General features: G+C 62.4%; 12 protein-coding genes. 4 read left to right on the top strand and 8 right to left on the bottom strand.

The genetic code is table 11. The features are described from left to right. Positions 1–181 precede the first annotated feature (181 nt). A complete protein-coding gene (locus IG627_RS05130; protein WP_193190643.1) occupies positions 182–712 on the top strand; it encodes a hypothetical protein in 531 nt (176 codons plus the stop codon). Between the two features lies 1 nt (position 713). Here IG627_RS05130 and IG627_RS05125 read toward each other — a convergent pair whose 3' ends face one another. From IG627_RS05125 to IG627_RS05115, 3 genes are all read right to left on the bottom strand, one after another. Continuing rightward, positions 714–1,685, bottom strand: coding sequence for a glutathione S-transferase family protein (locus IG627_RS05125; protein WP_193190641.1), 972 nt, complete (start codon positions 1,683–1,685; stop codon positions 714–716). Between the two features lie 85 nt (positions 1,686–1,770). Continuing rightward, positions 1,771–2,166 (bottom strand): DoxX family protein, encoded by a 396-nt coding sequence (locus IG627_RS05120; protein ID WP_193190639.1) that lies wholly within the window; start codon positions 2,164–2,166, stop codon positions 1,771–1,773. A gap of 142 nt (positions 2,167–2,308) precedes the next feature. Then, entirely contained in the window at positions 2,309–3,196 is an 888-nt protein-coding gene (locus IG627_RS05115) for a LysR family transcriptional regulator (RefSeq protein ID WP_193190637.1), read from the bottom strand. A 154-nt stretch (positions 3,197–3,350) separates the two neighbouring features. Between IG627_RS05115 and IG627_RS05110 the strand changes: the two genes are divergently transcribed. From IG627_RS05110 to IG627_RS05100, 3 genes are all read left to right on the top strand, one after another. Next, positions 3,351–4,238 (top strand): pirin family protein, encoded by an 888-nt coding sequence (locus tag IG627_RS05110; protein ID WP_193190635.1) that lies wholly within the window; start codon positions 3,351–3,353, stop codon positions 4,236–4,238. Between the two features lie 72 nt (positions 4,239–4,310). Beyond that, positions 4,311–5,621 (top strand): cation:proton antiporter, encoded by a 1,311-nt coding sequence (locus tag IG627_RS05105; RefSeq protein WP_319024504.1) that lies wholly within the window; start codon positions 4,311–4,313, stop codon positions 5,619–5,621. Between the two features lie 34 nt (positions 5,622–5,655). Continuing rightward, on the top strand, positions 5,656–7,500 hold the full coding sequence (locus tag IG627_RS05100) for a monovalent cation:proton antiporter-2 (CPA2) family protein (protein ID WP_193190632.1): 1,845 nt from the start codon (positions 5,656–5,658) through the stop codon (positions 7,498–7,500). Between the two features lies 1 nt (position 7,501). Here the strand turns inward: IG627_RS05100 and IG627_RS05095 are convergent, their stop codons facing one another. From IG627_RS05095 to glmS, 5 genes are all read right to left on the bottom strand, one after another. Further along, positions 7,502–9,127 carry a Na+/H+ antiporter gene (locus tag IG627_RS05095; RefSeq protein WP_193190630.1) on the bottom strand — a complete coding sequence of 542 codons (1,626 nt, stop codon included), beginning with the start codon at positions 9,125–9,127 and terminating at the stop codon, positions 7,502–7,504. A gap of 59 nt (positions 9,128–9,186) precedes the next feature. After that, entirely contained in the window at positions 9,187–10,002 is an 816-nt protein-coding gene (locus IG627_RS05090) for a class II aldolase/adducin family protein (RefSeq protein WP_377483269.1), read from the bottom strand. A 157-nt stretch (positions 10,003–10,159) separates the two neighbouring features. After that, positions 10,160–12,136 (bottom strand): membrane dipeptidase, encoded by a 1,977-nt coding sequence (locus IG627_RS05085; RefSeq protein ID WP_193190628.1) that lies wholly within the window; start codon positions 12,134–12,136, stop codon positions 10,160–10,162. 154 nt (positions 12,137–12,290) lie between these two features. Then, a complete protein-coding gene (locus IG627_RS05080; RefSeq protein ID WP_193190626.1) occupies positions 12,291–13,406 on the bottom strand; it encodes a helix-turn-helix domain-containing protein in 1,116 nt (371 codons plus the stop codon). Positions 13,407–13,504: 98 nt separating this feature from the next. Next, positions 13,505–15,349 (bottom strand): glutamine--fructose-6-phosphate transaminase (isomerizing), encoded by a 1,845-nt coding sequence (gene glmS / locus IG627_RS05075; RefSeq protein WP_193190625.1) that lies wholly within the window; start codon positions 15,347–15,349, stop codon positions 13,505–13,507. Positions 15,350–15,397: the final 48 nt, after the last annotated feature.

Genomic DNA, 15,397 nt, shown 5'->3' with positions numbered 1-15,397 from the left:
CGAGCGGCAATGCCACCACTTTTGGTTGAATTCCGCACATTTCTTGTCGAAAGCCACAGTTTCCGGTGGCAACTGTTCAATTTATCTCTGTGCCGATTGCAATAAGCTGGCGCCGGGCCGCCCTATGGCCCCAATTTTTTGTATCTGTCCCGAACAACTACCGCAATTCATGGAGGAAATAATGCTGTGCAAACCCTACAGTTTCTGGCTCGCCGCCGCTTTCTGGGCGGCCGCCACCGGCGCCGCTGCCGCCCCGATAGCGGCAGAGCAGCCGGACCCGCGACGCCAGCTGCTGGCGGAACATCGGCAGCTGGAGGATAAGCTGGCGGCGGCGGTGGCAGATTCCGCCGATGCGGCGCGGGCCTTCGGCCAGCTGTTGCCGGCAGGGGAGCGGCGGCGCCTGCAGGCGGGCTGTTCCACCCTGACCCTGAACCCGGACAACACGCGGGCGCGGGAGTTGCTGCAGGAATTTTTCGAGCGCTACCGGGACGAGAAGCCGCGGGTTATCGCGCGCTACTGTTTTGACCCCGACCTGCGCCAGCTGCAGCGGGAAGTGCGTGCGACCAGGCGCGCCCTGCAGGGGCGGCCGGCGAGCAGCGGCGAATTCGACTTCCAGTACCAGCGCCTTGAGCGCGCGGCCGAGGCTGAGAGCCGCCGCTACACCGCCATTCGCAGTATTCTGCCAACCGGGCAGCAGGCGGGCGGGGGCTGAATCAACCGCGGCCGTGGGGCGCCGCGTAATCCAGCTCCGGTCCCCTCGGCACTATGCCGGTGGGGTTGATGGTGGCGTGGCTGGCGTAGTAATGGGTCTTGATATGGTGGAAATCCACCGTATCGGCGACGCCGGGCCACTGGTAGAGCTCGCGCACATAGCCCCACAGGTTCGGGTAGTCCGCCAGCCGCTGCTTGTTGCACTTGAAGTGGCCGTGGTAGACGGCATCGAAGCGGATCAGGGTGGTGAAGAGCCGCCAGTCCGCCTCTGTGATGCGCGGGCCTGTCAGGTAGCGGTTGTTACCGAGACGCAGCTCCAGTTGTTCCAGGGTGCTGAAGAGCCGTTCGTAGGCGTGCTCGTAGGCGTCCTGGGAGGTGGCGAAGCCGGCCCGGTAGACGCCGTTGTTGATATTTTCGTAGACGATATCGTTGGTCGCATCGATATCGCCGCGCAGCGCCTCGGGGTAGAAATCGTCTTCGTTGCCGGTCAGGCCGTCAAAGGCGCCGTTGAACATTCGGATGATTTCCGACGATTCATTGCTGACCACCCGCCGCCGCTCTTTGTCCCACAGCAGCGGCACCGTCACGCGGCCGCTGTAGTCGGCCTTGTTCCTGACATATAGCTGGTACAGATAGTCGGCATTGAACAGCGCATCGCCGCTGCTGCCCTCGTCGGTATCGAAGGTCCAGCCGTTTTCGCGCATATAGGGGCTCACTACCGACACGGCGACGTAATCTTCCAGGCCCTTCAGTTTGCGGAAGATCAGCGTGCGGTGCGCCCAGGGGCAGGCCAGGGATACGTACAGGTGATAGCGACCCTTTTCCGCCGCGAAGCCGCTCTCGCCACTGGATCCGGCGCTGCCGTCGGCGGTGATCCAGTTGCGCAACTGCGCAGCCTCGCGCACGAACTCGCCGTGACTCTTATCGGTATCGTACCAGCGGTCCTGCCACTGGCCCTTGACGAGAAGGCCCATAGCAATCTCCAGGAATCGGGAAGGTGAAAATGTAAATAGGGAGGCAGGTGCGGCGCGGGGATTCCCCGCGCCAGGGCCGCGGTGCTTACTTGCCGCGAATCTTGTGGTCCAGACTCAGCCTGCCGGCGCCGGCACAGGCGAGAATGAAAAATCCGCCGGCGATGGTGATGTTCTTCATAAAGCTGATCATCTGCCCCTGGTCGTCCGGTACATAGTGGAAGAGTACCGCGCTGGCGAGGCAGAAGAGCGCCAGTGCCAGTGCCGCCCAGCGAGTGAAGAGTCCGAGCAGTATCGCCAGGCCGCCACCCAACTCCACCAGTATGACCAGCGGTAGCAGCAGGCCCGGCACGCCGGCAGATTCCATATAGGACTGGGTACCCGCGTAGCCGCCGATTTTGTTCCAGCCGGCGGTGATGAACATCAGGGACATCAACACCCGGCCGAGCAGTTTGGTGAGATCGCAGTAGACGCCATTTGTCATTGCCGAATCCTCTGTGAGATCAGTCAGTCATTGATAGTGAAACTGCATTCAGTGTAGTTCTATTTTTTACTGAGAAAACCGCAAAAATTCGCGAATAACTTTCGATTTTTTTAAAAGCAGACCGGAATTAGCACGCAATTCGCTATTCGAAGTGTCCCAGGCCGTCGCGCAGAACCCGTATCAGGAAGCTGGCGGCCGGACCGCAGCGATCCGCATCGGCGTAGACCAGGTAGACGGTGACATCCCGCTCCCAGGGTTCCTCGGTGGGCAGCGGCAACAGCCGGTCGGCGGACAGGGAATCGCGCAGGCGCGTCTCCGGCAGCCAGGCGAAGCCGAGACCGCGCTCGATCAGCTCCACCGAGGTCTGCACATTGGTCACTGTAATGCGCTGGTCGGAGCCGAGCCAGCCGGAATCCTGGCGATTCTTGATCGCAGAATCCCGCAGCACTATCTGCCGGCTGGCCTTCAGGTCCTTGCGCGCCACCGGTCGCCCCAGCTGGTGCAGCGGGTGGCGGGGGTGGGCCACCGGCACGAAGCGCACCCGGGCCACCGGTTCTCCGACAAAACCCTGGGGTACCCGCGCGGTCAGGATAAAGTCCGCCTGGCGCTGCAGCAGCAGTTCCTCGGCGCCGGACAGCACCGTCTCGCGCACTTCCAGGCGCGTGTGGGGAAATTCGCCGGCAAAGCGCTCAATCGCATTGAACAGGCACTCGTAATCGAAGATCACATCCACCGCCAGGGTCAGCGTCGCCTCCTCGCCGCCGGCGAGGCTGGCGGCCACCGACTCCAGCGCCTCCGCCTCGTTCAACAGGCCGCCGGCGCGGGCCAGCAATACGCGCCCGGCGTCGGTCAGCTCCGCCTTGCGCCCGCGCACCTCCAGCAGCGCCACGCCGAGACTCTCCTGCAGCTTGTGCACCGCATGGTTGATGGAGGACTGGCTCTTGTGCACCGCCTCGGCGGCCTGGGAAAAGCCGCCGTGCTCCACCACCGATTGAAACATTCGCCACTGTTCCAGGGTGACCTTGGCCATCTGCACTCCCTTTGCCTTGTTAATGGATTTCCGCGGTTGGGGATTATCTATAGCGCAACCAACCGATGGATTCGAATAAAAGTAGCAATTTTTTACCATTTTTAATCGAAATCGTCGGCCTATACTGCCTACAAACGCACGATTGGAGGTGTCCATGAACAACGCATTTGAACGACGGCCCGGCGCCCGCCCGCTGCTGCGCGGTGTCGGCAGCCAGGCGTCCGCGGACGGCGCCGGGGTAAGGATTCAGCGCGTGGCCGGTTTCGACAGCCCGGACTTCAGCCCCTTCCTGATGCTGGACGAGATCCGCTCAGAGAACGCCGACGACTATATCGCCGGCTTTCCGCCCCATCCTCACCGCGGCATAGAGACGCTGACCTATATGCTGAACGGCGAGTTCGAGCACCGGGACCACCTGGGCAACCGCGGTGCCGTATCCTCCGGTGGCGCCCAGTGGATGCGCGCCGGGCGCGGCATTGTGCACTCGGAGATGCCGGCCCAGGCCGAGAACCCTGCGGAGGGCGGCATGCACGGCTTCCAGCTGTGGATCAACATGGCCGCCGCCGACAAGATGAGCAAACCCACCTGGCGCGATATCCAGTCCGCGGAGATTCCCGAGCTGGCGCTCGACAGCGCCGGCTCGCTGATCCGCCTGATCGCCGGCGAGTGGACAGTCGGCGGGGAGAAAAGGCGGGCGCCGCTGACGGACGCGGCCGCCGAAGCCGCAGTCGCCGATATCCGCCTGGCGGCCGGCGCGGAGGTCAATCTGCCGCTGCCGTTGGAACACAGCACCATGGTGTTCGTCTACCGCGGGGCGCTGGTGACCGAGCGCGGCACCATAGCGCGCGGCAATATGCTGTTGTACGGCACCGGTGAGTCGCTACAATTGCGCGCCCGGGACCAAGAGGGAGCCGGCCTGCTGTGCCTGCACGGCCTGCCCCTGCGCGAACCCGTCGCCCACTACGGCCCCTTCGTGATGAACAGTCGCGAGGAGATCGAGCAGGCGCTGCGCGACTACAATAACGGCACGCTGACCGACTGATAGCCTTATCTCCCTGTGTAGGAGCGGTGGGGCGGCCGTCCGCCCCTACAAGATTCCAAACCAACCCGAGAAGTGAGCCGCGCGCGCGATATGGAAGTCTATTACACCTTTTGTTTTCTGGCCGCGGTGTCGGTATTTCTCGGATTCCTGAACCAGTATGTACTGCGCGCACAGACCACCATCGCGATCACTGCCGGTTCCCTGGCACTGTCACTGCTGGTGATCGGCCTCGGCAAACTGGGCCTGCTCGACCTGCGCAACTGGGCCGACCAGTTGCTGCCACTGCTCAATCTCGAAGACCTGCTGCTGAAAGGCATGCTCGGCTTCCTGCTGTTCGCCGGCAGCCTGCACATCGACCTGCTGGCACTGCGCAACCAGCGGCTGGAAATCAGCCTGCTGGCGGTGTTCGGCACCTTGATCTCCACCTTCGCGGTCGGCGCGCTGCTCTACTGGTTCCTGCAACTGGTGGGCATGCCTGTGGCCTTCGTCTACTGCCTGCTGTTCGGCGCCCTTATCTCTCCCACGGACCCTATCGCGGTACTGGCGATCATCAAGAGCCTCAAGGCGCCTGAGCAGGTGTCGATCCAGGTGGAGGGGGAGTCCCTGTTCAACGACGGCTTCGGCATAGTGGTCTTCGCGGTGATCTACGCGGTCGCGTTTGAGGGCGGCGAACCGACGCTGCCTTCGGTGGCGCATCTGTTCGCGGTGGAGGCGCTGGGCGGCATAGCACTGGGGCTGGCGATCGGCGGCCTCTTCCACTGGCTGATCGGCGCCACCAGCAACCACAGCCTGGAACTGATGCTGACCCTGGTGATTCCCACCGCCGGCTTCTCCCTGGCCAATATCCTCGGCGTGTCCGGCGCCCTGGCGATGGTGATCAGCGGCATCATCATCGGCAACTTCACCCGCGAGACCGGCTTCTCCCGGGTGAGCCAGCACGAGCTGGACAATTTCTGGGAGATCACCGAGGACTTTATGAACGGCATCCTGTTCCTGCTGGTGGGCCTCTTCCTGATCACCATCAACCTGCGGCCCTTCGACTACCTGCTGATGGTGGCCGGCATCGTCATAGTGCTGCTGGCGCGCGCGCTGGCGGTGACTGTGCCCTTTACGATCCTGAAGCGGTTCCGCCGCTACCACCCCTATACCGAGCGCATCCTGATCTGGGGCGGCCTGCGCGGCAGCCTGGCGCTGGCGCTGGCGATGTCGATTCCCGCCGGCCACGCAATGATCCAGGGCCAGGACCTGCGCCACCTGTGGGTGGTGATGACCTACGGCGTGGTACTCTTCTCCATCGTCGTGCAGGGCTCCACCATAGCCCCGCTGATCCGCCGCAGCCGCGATATCGCCGAGCCGGAGCGCATGCCCGAGCCGGCACAGTAGCGGCAAAATCACCGATAAGAACCGATAGATCGCCATGGAAGAAACCGGATTCCTGCTGCAGGCCGTCATCTACCTGACCGCGGCGGTGATCGCCGTACCCATCGCAACCCGGCTGGGCCTGGGCTCGGTACTCGGCTACCTGCTCGCCGGCGTCGCCATAGGCCCCCACGCGCTGGGCCTGGTGGGCGACGCCAGCGATGAGATGCACGTGGCCGAGTTCGGCGTGGCACTGATGCTGTTCCTGATCGGCCTGGAACTGCAGCCGCGCAAGCTATGGCAGATGCGCGGCGCCATTCTCGGCACTGGCAGCGCCCAGCTGCTGCTCACCGCCGCCGCCGTGGCGGCAGTGGCCCTGCTGCTGTTCAGGGAGGACTGGCGCAGTGCGGTGGCGATAGGACTGATTCTGGCGCTCTCCTCTACGGCCATAGTGCTGCAATCCCTGACCGAGAAGGGGCTGCTGAAAACCCAGGGCGGGCGCGGCGCCTTCGGTGTGCTGTTGTTTCAGGATATCGCCGTGATCCCGATACTGGCGCTGCTGCCGCTGCTGTCCGGCAGCCCGCCGGAGGCAAACGACGGTGGCCTCGGCGGCTGGCACTATGGCCTGGCCCTGATCGGCACCCTCGCCGCCTTTGCGGTGGCCGGGCGCTATCTGTTGGGTCCGCTATTGCGCCTGGTGGCCGGCAGCCAGGTGCGGGAGATGTTTACCGTCTCCTCGCTGATGATTGTACTCGCTGCCGCTGCGGTGATGAGCTGGCTGGATCTGTCACCGGCACTGGGTACCTTCCTGGCCGGCGTGCTGCTCGCCGAAAGCGAGTTCCGCCACGAACTGGAGGCGGACATACAACCGTTCAAGGGACTGCTGCTGGGGCTCTTCTTTATCGCCGTCGGCGCCAGCCTGAATTTCAACCTGATCGCCCAGTACCCACTGCTGCTGCTCGGGCTGGTGCTGCTGCTGGTGGCGGTCAAGTTCGCCGTGCTGTTTGCTCTGGCCCGCGCGACCCGCCTGTCACCGGGTGAAGACTGGCTGTTTGCGCTGTCACTGGCGCAGGCCGGGGAATTCGGCTTCGTGCTGATCTCCTTTGCCGTGCAGAACAACGTCCTCGACGGAATGAGCGGCAACCTGCTGATCGCCGTTATCGCGCTGTCGATGGCGCTGACGCCGATATTGCTGCTGATGTACGAGCAGCTCATACAGCCGCGCTACCGGCGCGGTGCGGAGAGCGATGAACGGGAAGAGGAACCGCCGGTGGATCAAGGCTCGCCGGTCATCATCGTCGGTTACGGTCGCTTCGGCCAGATAGCCGGGCGCCTGCTGAACGCCTGCGGCTTCGACACCACGCTGCTGGAGCGCAACGCCGAGCAGCTGGACCTGGTGCGCCGCTACGGCATCCAGGCCTATTACGGCGACGCCTCGCGCGAGGACCTGCTGCGCGCCGCCGGCGCCCGGAATGCGAAACTGGTGATTCTGACCCTCAGTGACCAGGCGGCGTCTCTGGAAATCGTCGCGCAGCTGCGCAAGTACTTCCCACACCTGACGATACTGGCGCGGGCACGCAACCGCATGCACCAGTACGCGCTGATGGAGGCGGGGGTGCACTATATATTTCGCGAGACGGTGGACTCGGCCCTGTCCATCGGCGAGCGGGCGCTGGAACTGCTGGGCCTGAGCCCGCTGCAGGCCAGGCGCGCAGCGCGCAAGTTCAAGCAGCACGACCAGCGTATGCTGGAATCCCTGTTTCCCTACTGGCGCGACGAGTCCCAGCATATCGCGCAGACGCGCATCTACCGCGAACAGTTGCTGCAGGCGCTGCGCGAGGACAGGCGCGACAAGGACCTGCACCTGGATCACTACTGGGAGGATTCCAGGCCAGGACTTTGAGTCAGCCCCGCGAGCCGAGGCTGGCCTCCAGCAGGTCCACCTCGAGCACCAGCTTGCGGTGCAGTTCGTCGTCGATCTGGTGCCGGAAGCGCAGCTGGTATAGCTGGTCGCGCTCTGCGGCCAGGGCCGCGAGGCGGAACTGTCGCTCGACCCCGGCCAGGGCCCAGATGCGGTCGTCGTTTTCGCTGTCGCCACTGGTCAACCGGCGCCGGTAGAGCTCCAGCAGATAGTCGAGCGCCTCCCGCTCTATACCCGCATCACCATCCGAATCCTCTATGCCACTGCGCAGGGACTCCAGCCGCGCGATCGCCGCCCTCGCCGCAGTCTGGCGCGCACCCAGTTCATCGTCGAGGGTCTGCAGCTGGGGCGTCGTGGGCAGGCGACGTATCAGGGCCGGCAGGGTGAGGCAGGCCAGGAGCAGGGACAGCAGGATCACCCCCGTCGCTATCACCACCGCCAGGTGCCGCGCCGGAAACGGCGAACCGTCCGGCAACAACAGCGGCAGCGACAGCACGCCGGCCAGGGTTATGACTCCGCGCACACCGGCGACAGAGGCCGCCGTCACCAACAGCAGGCGCCCGCGACGGCCCAGTTGGATATTGATCGGTTTGGAAAAGTACAGCGGTACCCAGACCCAGATAAAGCGCAGCGCCAGCAGCGCCGCGGTAATCGCCGCCACGTAGAACAGCAGGACACCAACGCCGAAATGACTCAGGCGCACCTCGCCCAGATCCCCGGTGAAAATGCGCACCAGTTGCTCCCCCAACAGGAGAAAGATGACACCGTTCATCACCCCCTGCACCATATTCCACACAGCCCTGCGCTCCATACGTGTGGTGGACAGCTCTGAGCCGTGCAGGTTGACATAGTGGCTGGCAATTCCGGCCGTCGCCGCCGCCAGAATGCCGGAACCGCCCAGGTGCTCGGCGGCCAGGTAGGCGGCAAAGGGCAGCAGCAGGCTAACCAGGATCTGCACGCCGGTATCCTCACCGCCGATCCGCGCCAGCCCGCGTAGCGCGTAGCCGCAAACGAAGGACACTGCAACGCCGATGGCCACACCCACACAGGCCACCCAGACAAAACCCACCGCCGTCTCCATCAGTGAAAAACTGCCGGTCACTACCGCCGCCACCGCGATGCGGAACAGGTCCAGCCCGGAAGCGTCGTTGAGCAGTGCCTCGCCCTCGAGGATATGGTGCATTCGCGGCGGCACCGGCGTGTCGCCGCGCACCGCGGATACCGCTACCGGATCCGTCGGCGCCAGTATTGCGGCCACGGCAAAGGACACCGCCAGCGGCATGGAAGGCACCAGCCAGTGGATAAAGAAGCCCATCCCCACGACGGTAAAAATCACCAGGCCCACGGCCAGTGTCAGTATCGGTCGCAGATCGCGAAAGAAAGCGCCCTTGGGAATGCGCCAGCCGTCCAGGAACAACAGCGGGGGGATAAACAGCAGAAAGAAGATTTCCGGATCCAGCGGAATCTCGACGCCCAGCGGGCCGCCGAGCAGGGCGCCGGCCGCAATCTGTATCAGCGGCAGCGGCAGGCGCAGCGGGGAGAGGCGCGCGATCATACCGCTGACTGCCACCGCCAGCAGCAGGACCAGAGCCAGGACGACGTAGTGCATCGCGCTCGCGTAGATCGAATGGGGTACAGCGAGTATAGGAGAGCGGAACCGCCGCAGTGCTAGTCGAACATTTCCGGCTGTTCGGCGCAGATCACGTTATAAAGCGGCTGGAAGCTGAAGAGTCCCGCCAGCTCGGTACCCACTACCGCACGGGTGCGTATCGCCACTTCCGGCTCAATCAAGACCGGCTCACCGGCGGCCTCCGCCAGCAGCTGCGCCTGGCAGCTGCGCTCCATGGTGATATACCACCAGGCGGCCTCGTCGATCGACTTGCCGACGGTAAGCAGGCCGTGGTTCTGCAGTATCAGCGCCTTCCTGTTGCCCAGTGCGCGGGCCAGCGCCTCGCCTTCCCCCACCTCCAGCACCACGCCGGAGAAGGTATCGAGCAGGCCGTGGTCGCCGAAGAAGGCACAGGCATCCTGGGTGATCGGATCCAGCAGGCGCCCTAGGGAGGACCAGGCCTTGCCGTGCAGGGAGTGGGCGTGGGCCGCGGCCACCACATCCGGGCGCATGCGGTGGATATGGGAGTGGATGGTGAAGGCGGCACCGTTCAGGTAGCCGTCGCCCTCGACCACTTCGCCCTTGTGATTGACCAGCAGCAGCTGCGACATTTTCAGCAGCTTGAAAGAGACTCCCATGGGATTGACCCAGAAGTGGTCTTCCAGCTCGGGATCCCGCACCGTGATATGGCCGGCGACACCCTCGTCGAAGCCGAATTTGCCAAACAGGCGGAAGGCGGCGGTGAGCTTCCGCTTGCGCTCCTCGCGCACCTGGTCCGGTGGCAGCGACGGCTCGCCAATCAGCATATTGACGTCGCCGTTCATTACCGCGTCGCTGATATCCGCCTTTTCTGTTGTTTTTTCTGCGGTGGTCATGGGTCGATCCTCTCATCGTCGATACCGCGGAAGGCTGGTTATAGCACGGTGTTCGACATTTGAGCGAGAGGAGGGCGCCAATCGAAAAGGCACTCTCATACTGAAGCCCCGCGCGGGCGGGGCCTGTTCCGCTAGCGAGTGCTTCTGAACGAACCCTCTATAGAACCCTCTGACGATTGGGATCGTAGATCCTCTCCCACATGACGACCATGGACTCGGAGGAGTTTTCGAGATCGGCGGTATCCGCGCCGACCTCTCCTATATCCCACAAGAGTGCGGGCAGCAGGCCGATATGTGCAGTGCCCTTCTCGTTGTATTCGCGGATGTAATCCGGCCAGCCGGGGTCTTCACTTCCCTGTGCCGCGGCCTGCACCAGGCGCGAGACTTCGTCCGGCGCACTCGCACAGGCATCTGCTCCGAAGCGCGGCGGGTTCATCTCGATAAACCCGTTGAAGTCGGAAGCAAATGCCGTCTTCACGCCGCGATCGGCCGCGTAGCGGTAGAACTGGGCGATGGAGCGCGCGGAGCCATCGCAGTTGTTCACAACACCGGAAGCTGGATAGTCTTTCATGCGCTGCAACCCGGTGCGCAATCCGATAACACCACCCGTTGCGCGGTAAAACTCCAGGGTTTCGTCAGTGGTTACATGTTCGTTCAGGATATCTCTATCCTCCTGGTACAACAGCTCATCGATTCGGGTATGGGAGTTAAACAGCGGATAGTAGTCGTGGTACTGGGACACTAGCTGGAAGATTTCGCGCTGGGACTTCAATGGCAGGTGGGCCATATCGATAATCATGTTCAGGCGAATCATCTCTTCCAGCAGTTCATAGCCCTGAACACTCAGACCAATATCGTTGTGCACGCCGTCGCTGGCTTCGGCGTAGTCAACCTCGCCGGTATACCAGGCCTTGAGCTGAGTGACGATTTCAAAGATGTCCTGGTGGTAGGCCGCACCGGAGAAGTCGTTGTTGGTCTGGTGGGCAATCTGTAGCGCACGCACGCCCATGTCATAGACGTCGTACAGCTGCTCGCGCCAGGGACCATCGTCATCCGGAAACAAGTGGCTGGCTTCAATGGCCAGGACAACGGCGAGCTTGCCCTCGGCAACCGCGCGGCGGGCATGCCAGGGATCCAGTACTATCTCGAACCAGTCTTCCGATTCGTCCATCTTTTTCAGCTCGCTGATCTGGTGGCGAACCGATTCCATATCGAATGGGGCAGTGCGATTGTCGTGGTTGCCCGAGGCGATCATGCCTGCGGCCAGGGTCTGGTTGGCGACGACTGATGCAACCATCAGCGTCAGGCCCCTCTCATGCGCATCCTTCAGCCACTCCGCAGTGACCTGCTGGTGCTTGATATCGTTCCAGCGCGGCCAGTTGTTGAAATCCGGATAGCCGCTGGTCTGCCCCAGGTGGGCATTGCCCAGTTCGTGGATCTCTATCCCCAGGGGCTCCAGGGTTCCGTGGTTATCGCCGGAACACATGGGCACCCGGGCCATCAGGTCCCCGGGCTGGTGGCTGCCCCAGTACCACCCCTTGCTGTAAGCCAAGTCGGCCGCCTGGTGCACATGCACGTCCGCGAAACCGGGGATGGGCCCGGCTGGCGCTGTCATATCCGGTATCCACGGCTGGCCCTCACTGGCATTGCGCACCAGGTCGAAGCGGATTCTCGAGCTTCCGACCGCGCCTATGCCGACCGCGTGAATCGAAAGGCGCTTGCCTTTCAAGCCGCTGTAAGTGCGCGTTTTCACGTCGCCAATGTTTTTCCTGCCGCCGCTGAATTTCACCTCTTCGAGCTTCTGCACATTGCCGTAGGTATCAGTTGTGCAAACCACCTCGACCACGCCGCCGCCCAACCAGGTACCCCGCTCCTTGGTGAACCTGACGGTAATTTGATCGACGTCCATCGGGTGGGGTTGGATAAAGCGCTTATCCGTGAATGCCACTATCTCGGATACCTGATTGGTGACCAGGCGGCGGGGGCCTATGGTGCCGGGGCCATTGCTGTTTTCAATCTCCGACAACATATCGTAGAGGTTGTATATGACGTCTGTATCGCCACAGCTGTAGGCGGCAACCTGGCTGGATGCCAGCGCCATGGCGACAGCCAGACCACGGAACATTGTCTTCATTATCGTTTTCCTCATCGCATCGCTTTGGGGGAGGGAAAACTATAGGGAGATCCGGCAACTGTGACTTCCGTATCGACAACGAACCGAAAAAAAATAATTCCCCTTTACAGATCAACAACTTGTTGTATCAAAAGAAAACTGAAAGCGGTCTTTTTCAGGGGAGCTCAGCGGTAGCGCCGGACTTCTCTATCTTAGATTTTCGGTACTGGGCCGGTGTCAGACCGGTATCAGCCTTGAAGTTGGCGTAAAAAACGGAGTTGCTGCTGAAACCGCTCGCCAGCATGATGTCGGTTACCGACAATGCTTTGCGCGCCGGGTCTGACAGCATTTTTTTCGCCGCTTTTATCCGGTAGTTGTTCACATAGTCATAAAAGCCGATATCCAGATGCTGATTGAACACCCTGGTGAGTTTGGCCGGCTGTGTTTTCAGGTGGCGCGACAGTTCCTGTAGCGACAGGCTGGAGTCCAGATAACATCGAGTAATTCTCATATATTGATGAAGTCTGTCCGCCAGTGTTGCCAGGCCATCTGCAGCGATGGCAAATCGCCAGGTCTGATGCACCCTTTCTGTATCGGATTCCCCGGAAATCGCGTTGGGGTCCCGCAGAAGCACGATGACAAAACTGGCAATAAATACCAGAAGCCCCAGCAGCAAAAGATATCGCAGGGACACCTGGAATTGCAGCAATGCCAGGGCACCGATCAACAGCCACAATGCATAGTAACTGCCGACAAACCAGTGAAGCCAAAGACGATGCATTGGCACCTGGCCGTCGTATTGACGGATATGACGCTGGTACTCAACCAGGACAAAGGGCGAGTAGAGCAGGAGTTGAACAAGAATGATCCAAACAGTGCCTTCATCGGATGGCCAGCGCCAATTGGAGAAATCCATGCTGGCGCGGTAATAGTTGATCTTGTTTTCAGCGTGACTTGACCAGAAGGGAATCGTCGCCAGGATAGCGACGAGGGACGGCACGAAATGCAGGCACAATCGCCAAACGGGTATGGATTTGCCATTCAGGTTTCGCAAATATAGGTAGGCGAGCGGCGCAAAGGCGATATCCAGAGGATCCATCAGAAAGGTAAGCGCAGCAAAACGCTCGGCTAAGCCGAATCGCACCAGCGACATCTGCAGGGCGGCAGATCCCAGAATGAACAGGAACAGGCGCAAGGTCCACGGGAAATTCCTGGCCGGGGTTGCCACTGCCACCAGGCTGGCCATCAAGAAGCAGGCAAAGCCAATCGATAGTATCCATTGGTCCGGCATGTTTTTTGTTCTTCTTGCCAGAGATCTTGGGATGCAGATTAAAATCTGCACCCCCGTAAATCAACCGGCCAGCTGGCGGCGATCATCTCAGGACACAATCACTCCACCGTTACCGATTTGGCCAGGTTGCGCGGCTGGTCCACATCCGTACCTTTCAGCAGCGCCACATGGTAGCTGAGCAACTGCAGCGGCACGGTGTACAGGATCGGTGACAGGCTCTCGGGTGCGTCCGGCACTTCCACCACGGTGACGCCGGGCTCGCTGGCGAAGCCGGCCTCCGGGCTGGCGAATACGAATAACTGGCCGCCGCGGGCGCGCACTTCCTGCAGGTTGGATTTCAGCTTCTCCAGCAGCTCGTCGTTGGGTGCGACGACGATCACCGGCATATCCGCATCCACCAGCGCCAGCGGGCCGTGCTTCAACTCGCCAGCGGGGTAGGCCTCGGCGTGGATATAGGAGATCTCCTTCAGCTTCAGCGCGCCCTCCAAGGCAATCGGATACTCGACGCCGCGGCCGAGGAAGAGCGCGTGGTGCTTCTCGGCGAAAGCCTCGCTGGTCTGCTGTACCAGCCTGTCCAGGCCGGTGAACTGTTCCATCAGTTGCGGCAGCTGGTGCAGGGCAGAGACCAGTTCCGCCTCCCGTTCGGCCGGCAAGCCGTTGACCTTGGCCAGGGCGATGCAGAAGAGCTGCAGCGCGACCAGCTGGGTGGTGAAAGCCTTGGTGGAGGCGACGCCGATCTCCGGGCCCGCCTCGGTCATCAGGGACAACTCGGACTCCCGCACCAGGGAGCTGTTGGGCACATTACAGATGGTCAGCGAGGCCAGGTAGCCGAGTTCCTCTTGTCCTTGTTGGCGGGCCTGGCGCAGCGCCGCCAATGTGTCGGCTGTCTCCCCGGACTGGGAGATGGTCACGAAGAGGGTGCCCGGGCGCACCGCGGTCTTGCGGTAACGGATTTCGCTGGCCACCTCGACGGAGCAGGGGATACCGGCCCAGTCCTCCAGCCAGTAGCGGGCCACCAGGCCGGCGTGATAGCTGGTGCCGCAGGCGACTATCTGCACCTGTTTCACTTCCGGCAGTATCTCGTGGGCGCGGGCACCGAGGGCCTCGGACAACACCGATTTTTCGCCGATGCGGCCGGCCAGGGTGGCCTCCACCACCTGAGGCTGCTCGAAGATTTCCTTCTGCATATAGTGGCGGTAGCGGCCCTTGTCGGCGGCATCGTGACCGCCGTTCAGCTTGTGCACCGGGCGGCTGACCTCTTCGCCCAGCTTGTCGCGCACGGCGATGCCGCCGAGGGTGATCTCGGCCACGTCGCCCTCCTCGAGATAGATAAAGCGATCGGTGACCTGGCGCAGGGCCATGGGGTCCGAAGCGATAAAGTTCTCCTCGATACCGACGCCCACCACCAGCGGGCTGCCGGATCTGGCGCAGACCAGCACCTCAGGCTCATCGGCACTGATAACCCCCAGCGCGTAGGCACCTTCCAGCTGCTTGGTGGCCTCGGTGACCGCCGCCAGCAGGTTGCGACCGGAGGCCGCCAGGGAGTGAATCAGGTGTACCACCACCTCTGTGTCGGTGTCGGACAGGAACCGGTAGCCCTTGTCCTGCAACTGGGTGCGCAGGGACTGGTAGTTCTCGATGATACCGTTGTGGACCAGGGCAATATTGTCGGATACATGCGGGTGCGAGTTGACGTCCGACGGGGCGCCGTGGGTGGCCCAGCGGGTGTGGGCTATGCCGAGGCGACCGGACGCCGGCTCCGCGTCCAGGCGCGTCTCCAGGTCCGCGACCTTGCCCTGGCTCTTGCGCAGCTGCAGCTGGCGGTCGCCGTCCAGCAGGCAGACGCCGGCGGAGTCATAGCCGCGGTACTCCAGGCGCCGCAGCCCTTCCAGCAGGATTTCATTGACATTGCGCTGGGCCAGCGCGCCGACGATTCCACACATAACTTCAACCTCGGTAATTCTCAGAAAAATATAGCGCCAGTCCGCCGC

Source organism: Microbulbifer taiwanensis, from assembly GCF_014904815.1.
In the GTDB taxonomy this organism is placed as follows: Bacteria; Pseudomonadota; Gammaproteobacteria; order Pseudomonadales; family Cellvibrionaceae; genus Microbulbifer; species Microbulbifer taiwanensis.
This window is presented reverse-complemented; position numbering and strand designations above follow the sequence as displayed.

Bases quoted from the DNA above. Each gene is read 5' to 3' on its own strand.
- IG627_RS05110 (WP_193190635.1), top strand. From the start codon at position 3,351: ATGAACAACGCATTTGAACGACGGCCCGGCGCCCGCCCGCTGCTGCGC.
- IG627_RS05120 (WP_193190639.1), bottom strand. From the start codon at position 2,166: ATGACAAATGGCGTCTACTGCGATCTCACCAAACTGCTCGGCCGGGTG.
- IG627_RS05080 (WP_193190626.1), bottom strand. From the start codon at position 13,406: ATGCCGGACCAATGGATACTATCGATTGGCTTTGCCTGCTTCTTGATG.
- IG627_RS05100 (WP_193190632.1), top strand. From the start codon at position 5,656: ATGGAAGAAACCGGATTCCTGCTGCAGGCCGTCATCTACCTGACCGCG.
- IG627_RS05085 (WP_193190628.1), bottom strand. From the start codon at position 12,136: ATGAAGACAATGTTCCGTGGTCTGGCTGTCGCCATGGCGCTGGCATCC.
- glmS (WP_193190625.1), bottom strand. From the start codon at position 15,349: ATGTGTGGAATCGTCGGCGCGCTGGCCCAGCGCAATGTCAATGAAATC.
- IG627_RS05125 (WP_193190641.1), bottom strand. From the start codon at position 1,685: ATGGGCCTTCTCGTCAAGGGCCAGTGGCAGGACCGCTGGTACGATACC.
- IG627_RS05095 (WP_193190630.1), bottom strand. From the start codon at position 9,127: ATGCACTACGTCGTCCTGGCTCTGGTCCTGCTGCTGGCGGTGGCAGTC.
- IG627_RS05130 (WP_193190643.1), top strand. From the start codon at position 182: ATGCTGTGCAAACCCTACAGTTTCTGGCTCGCCGCCGCTTTCTGGGCG.
- IG627_RS05090 (WP_377483269.1), bottom strand. From the start codon at position 10,002: ATGACCACCGCAGAAAAAACAACAGAAAAGGCGGATATCAGCGACGCG.
- IG627_RS05115 (WP_193190637.1), bottom strand. From the start codon at position 3,196: ATGGCCAAGGTCACCCTGGAACAGTGGCGAATGTTTCAATCGGTGGTG.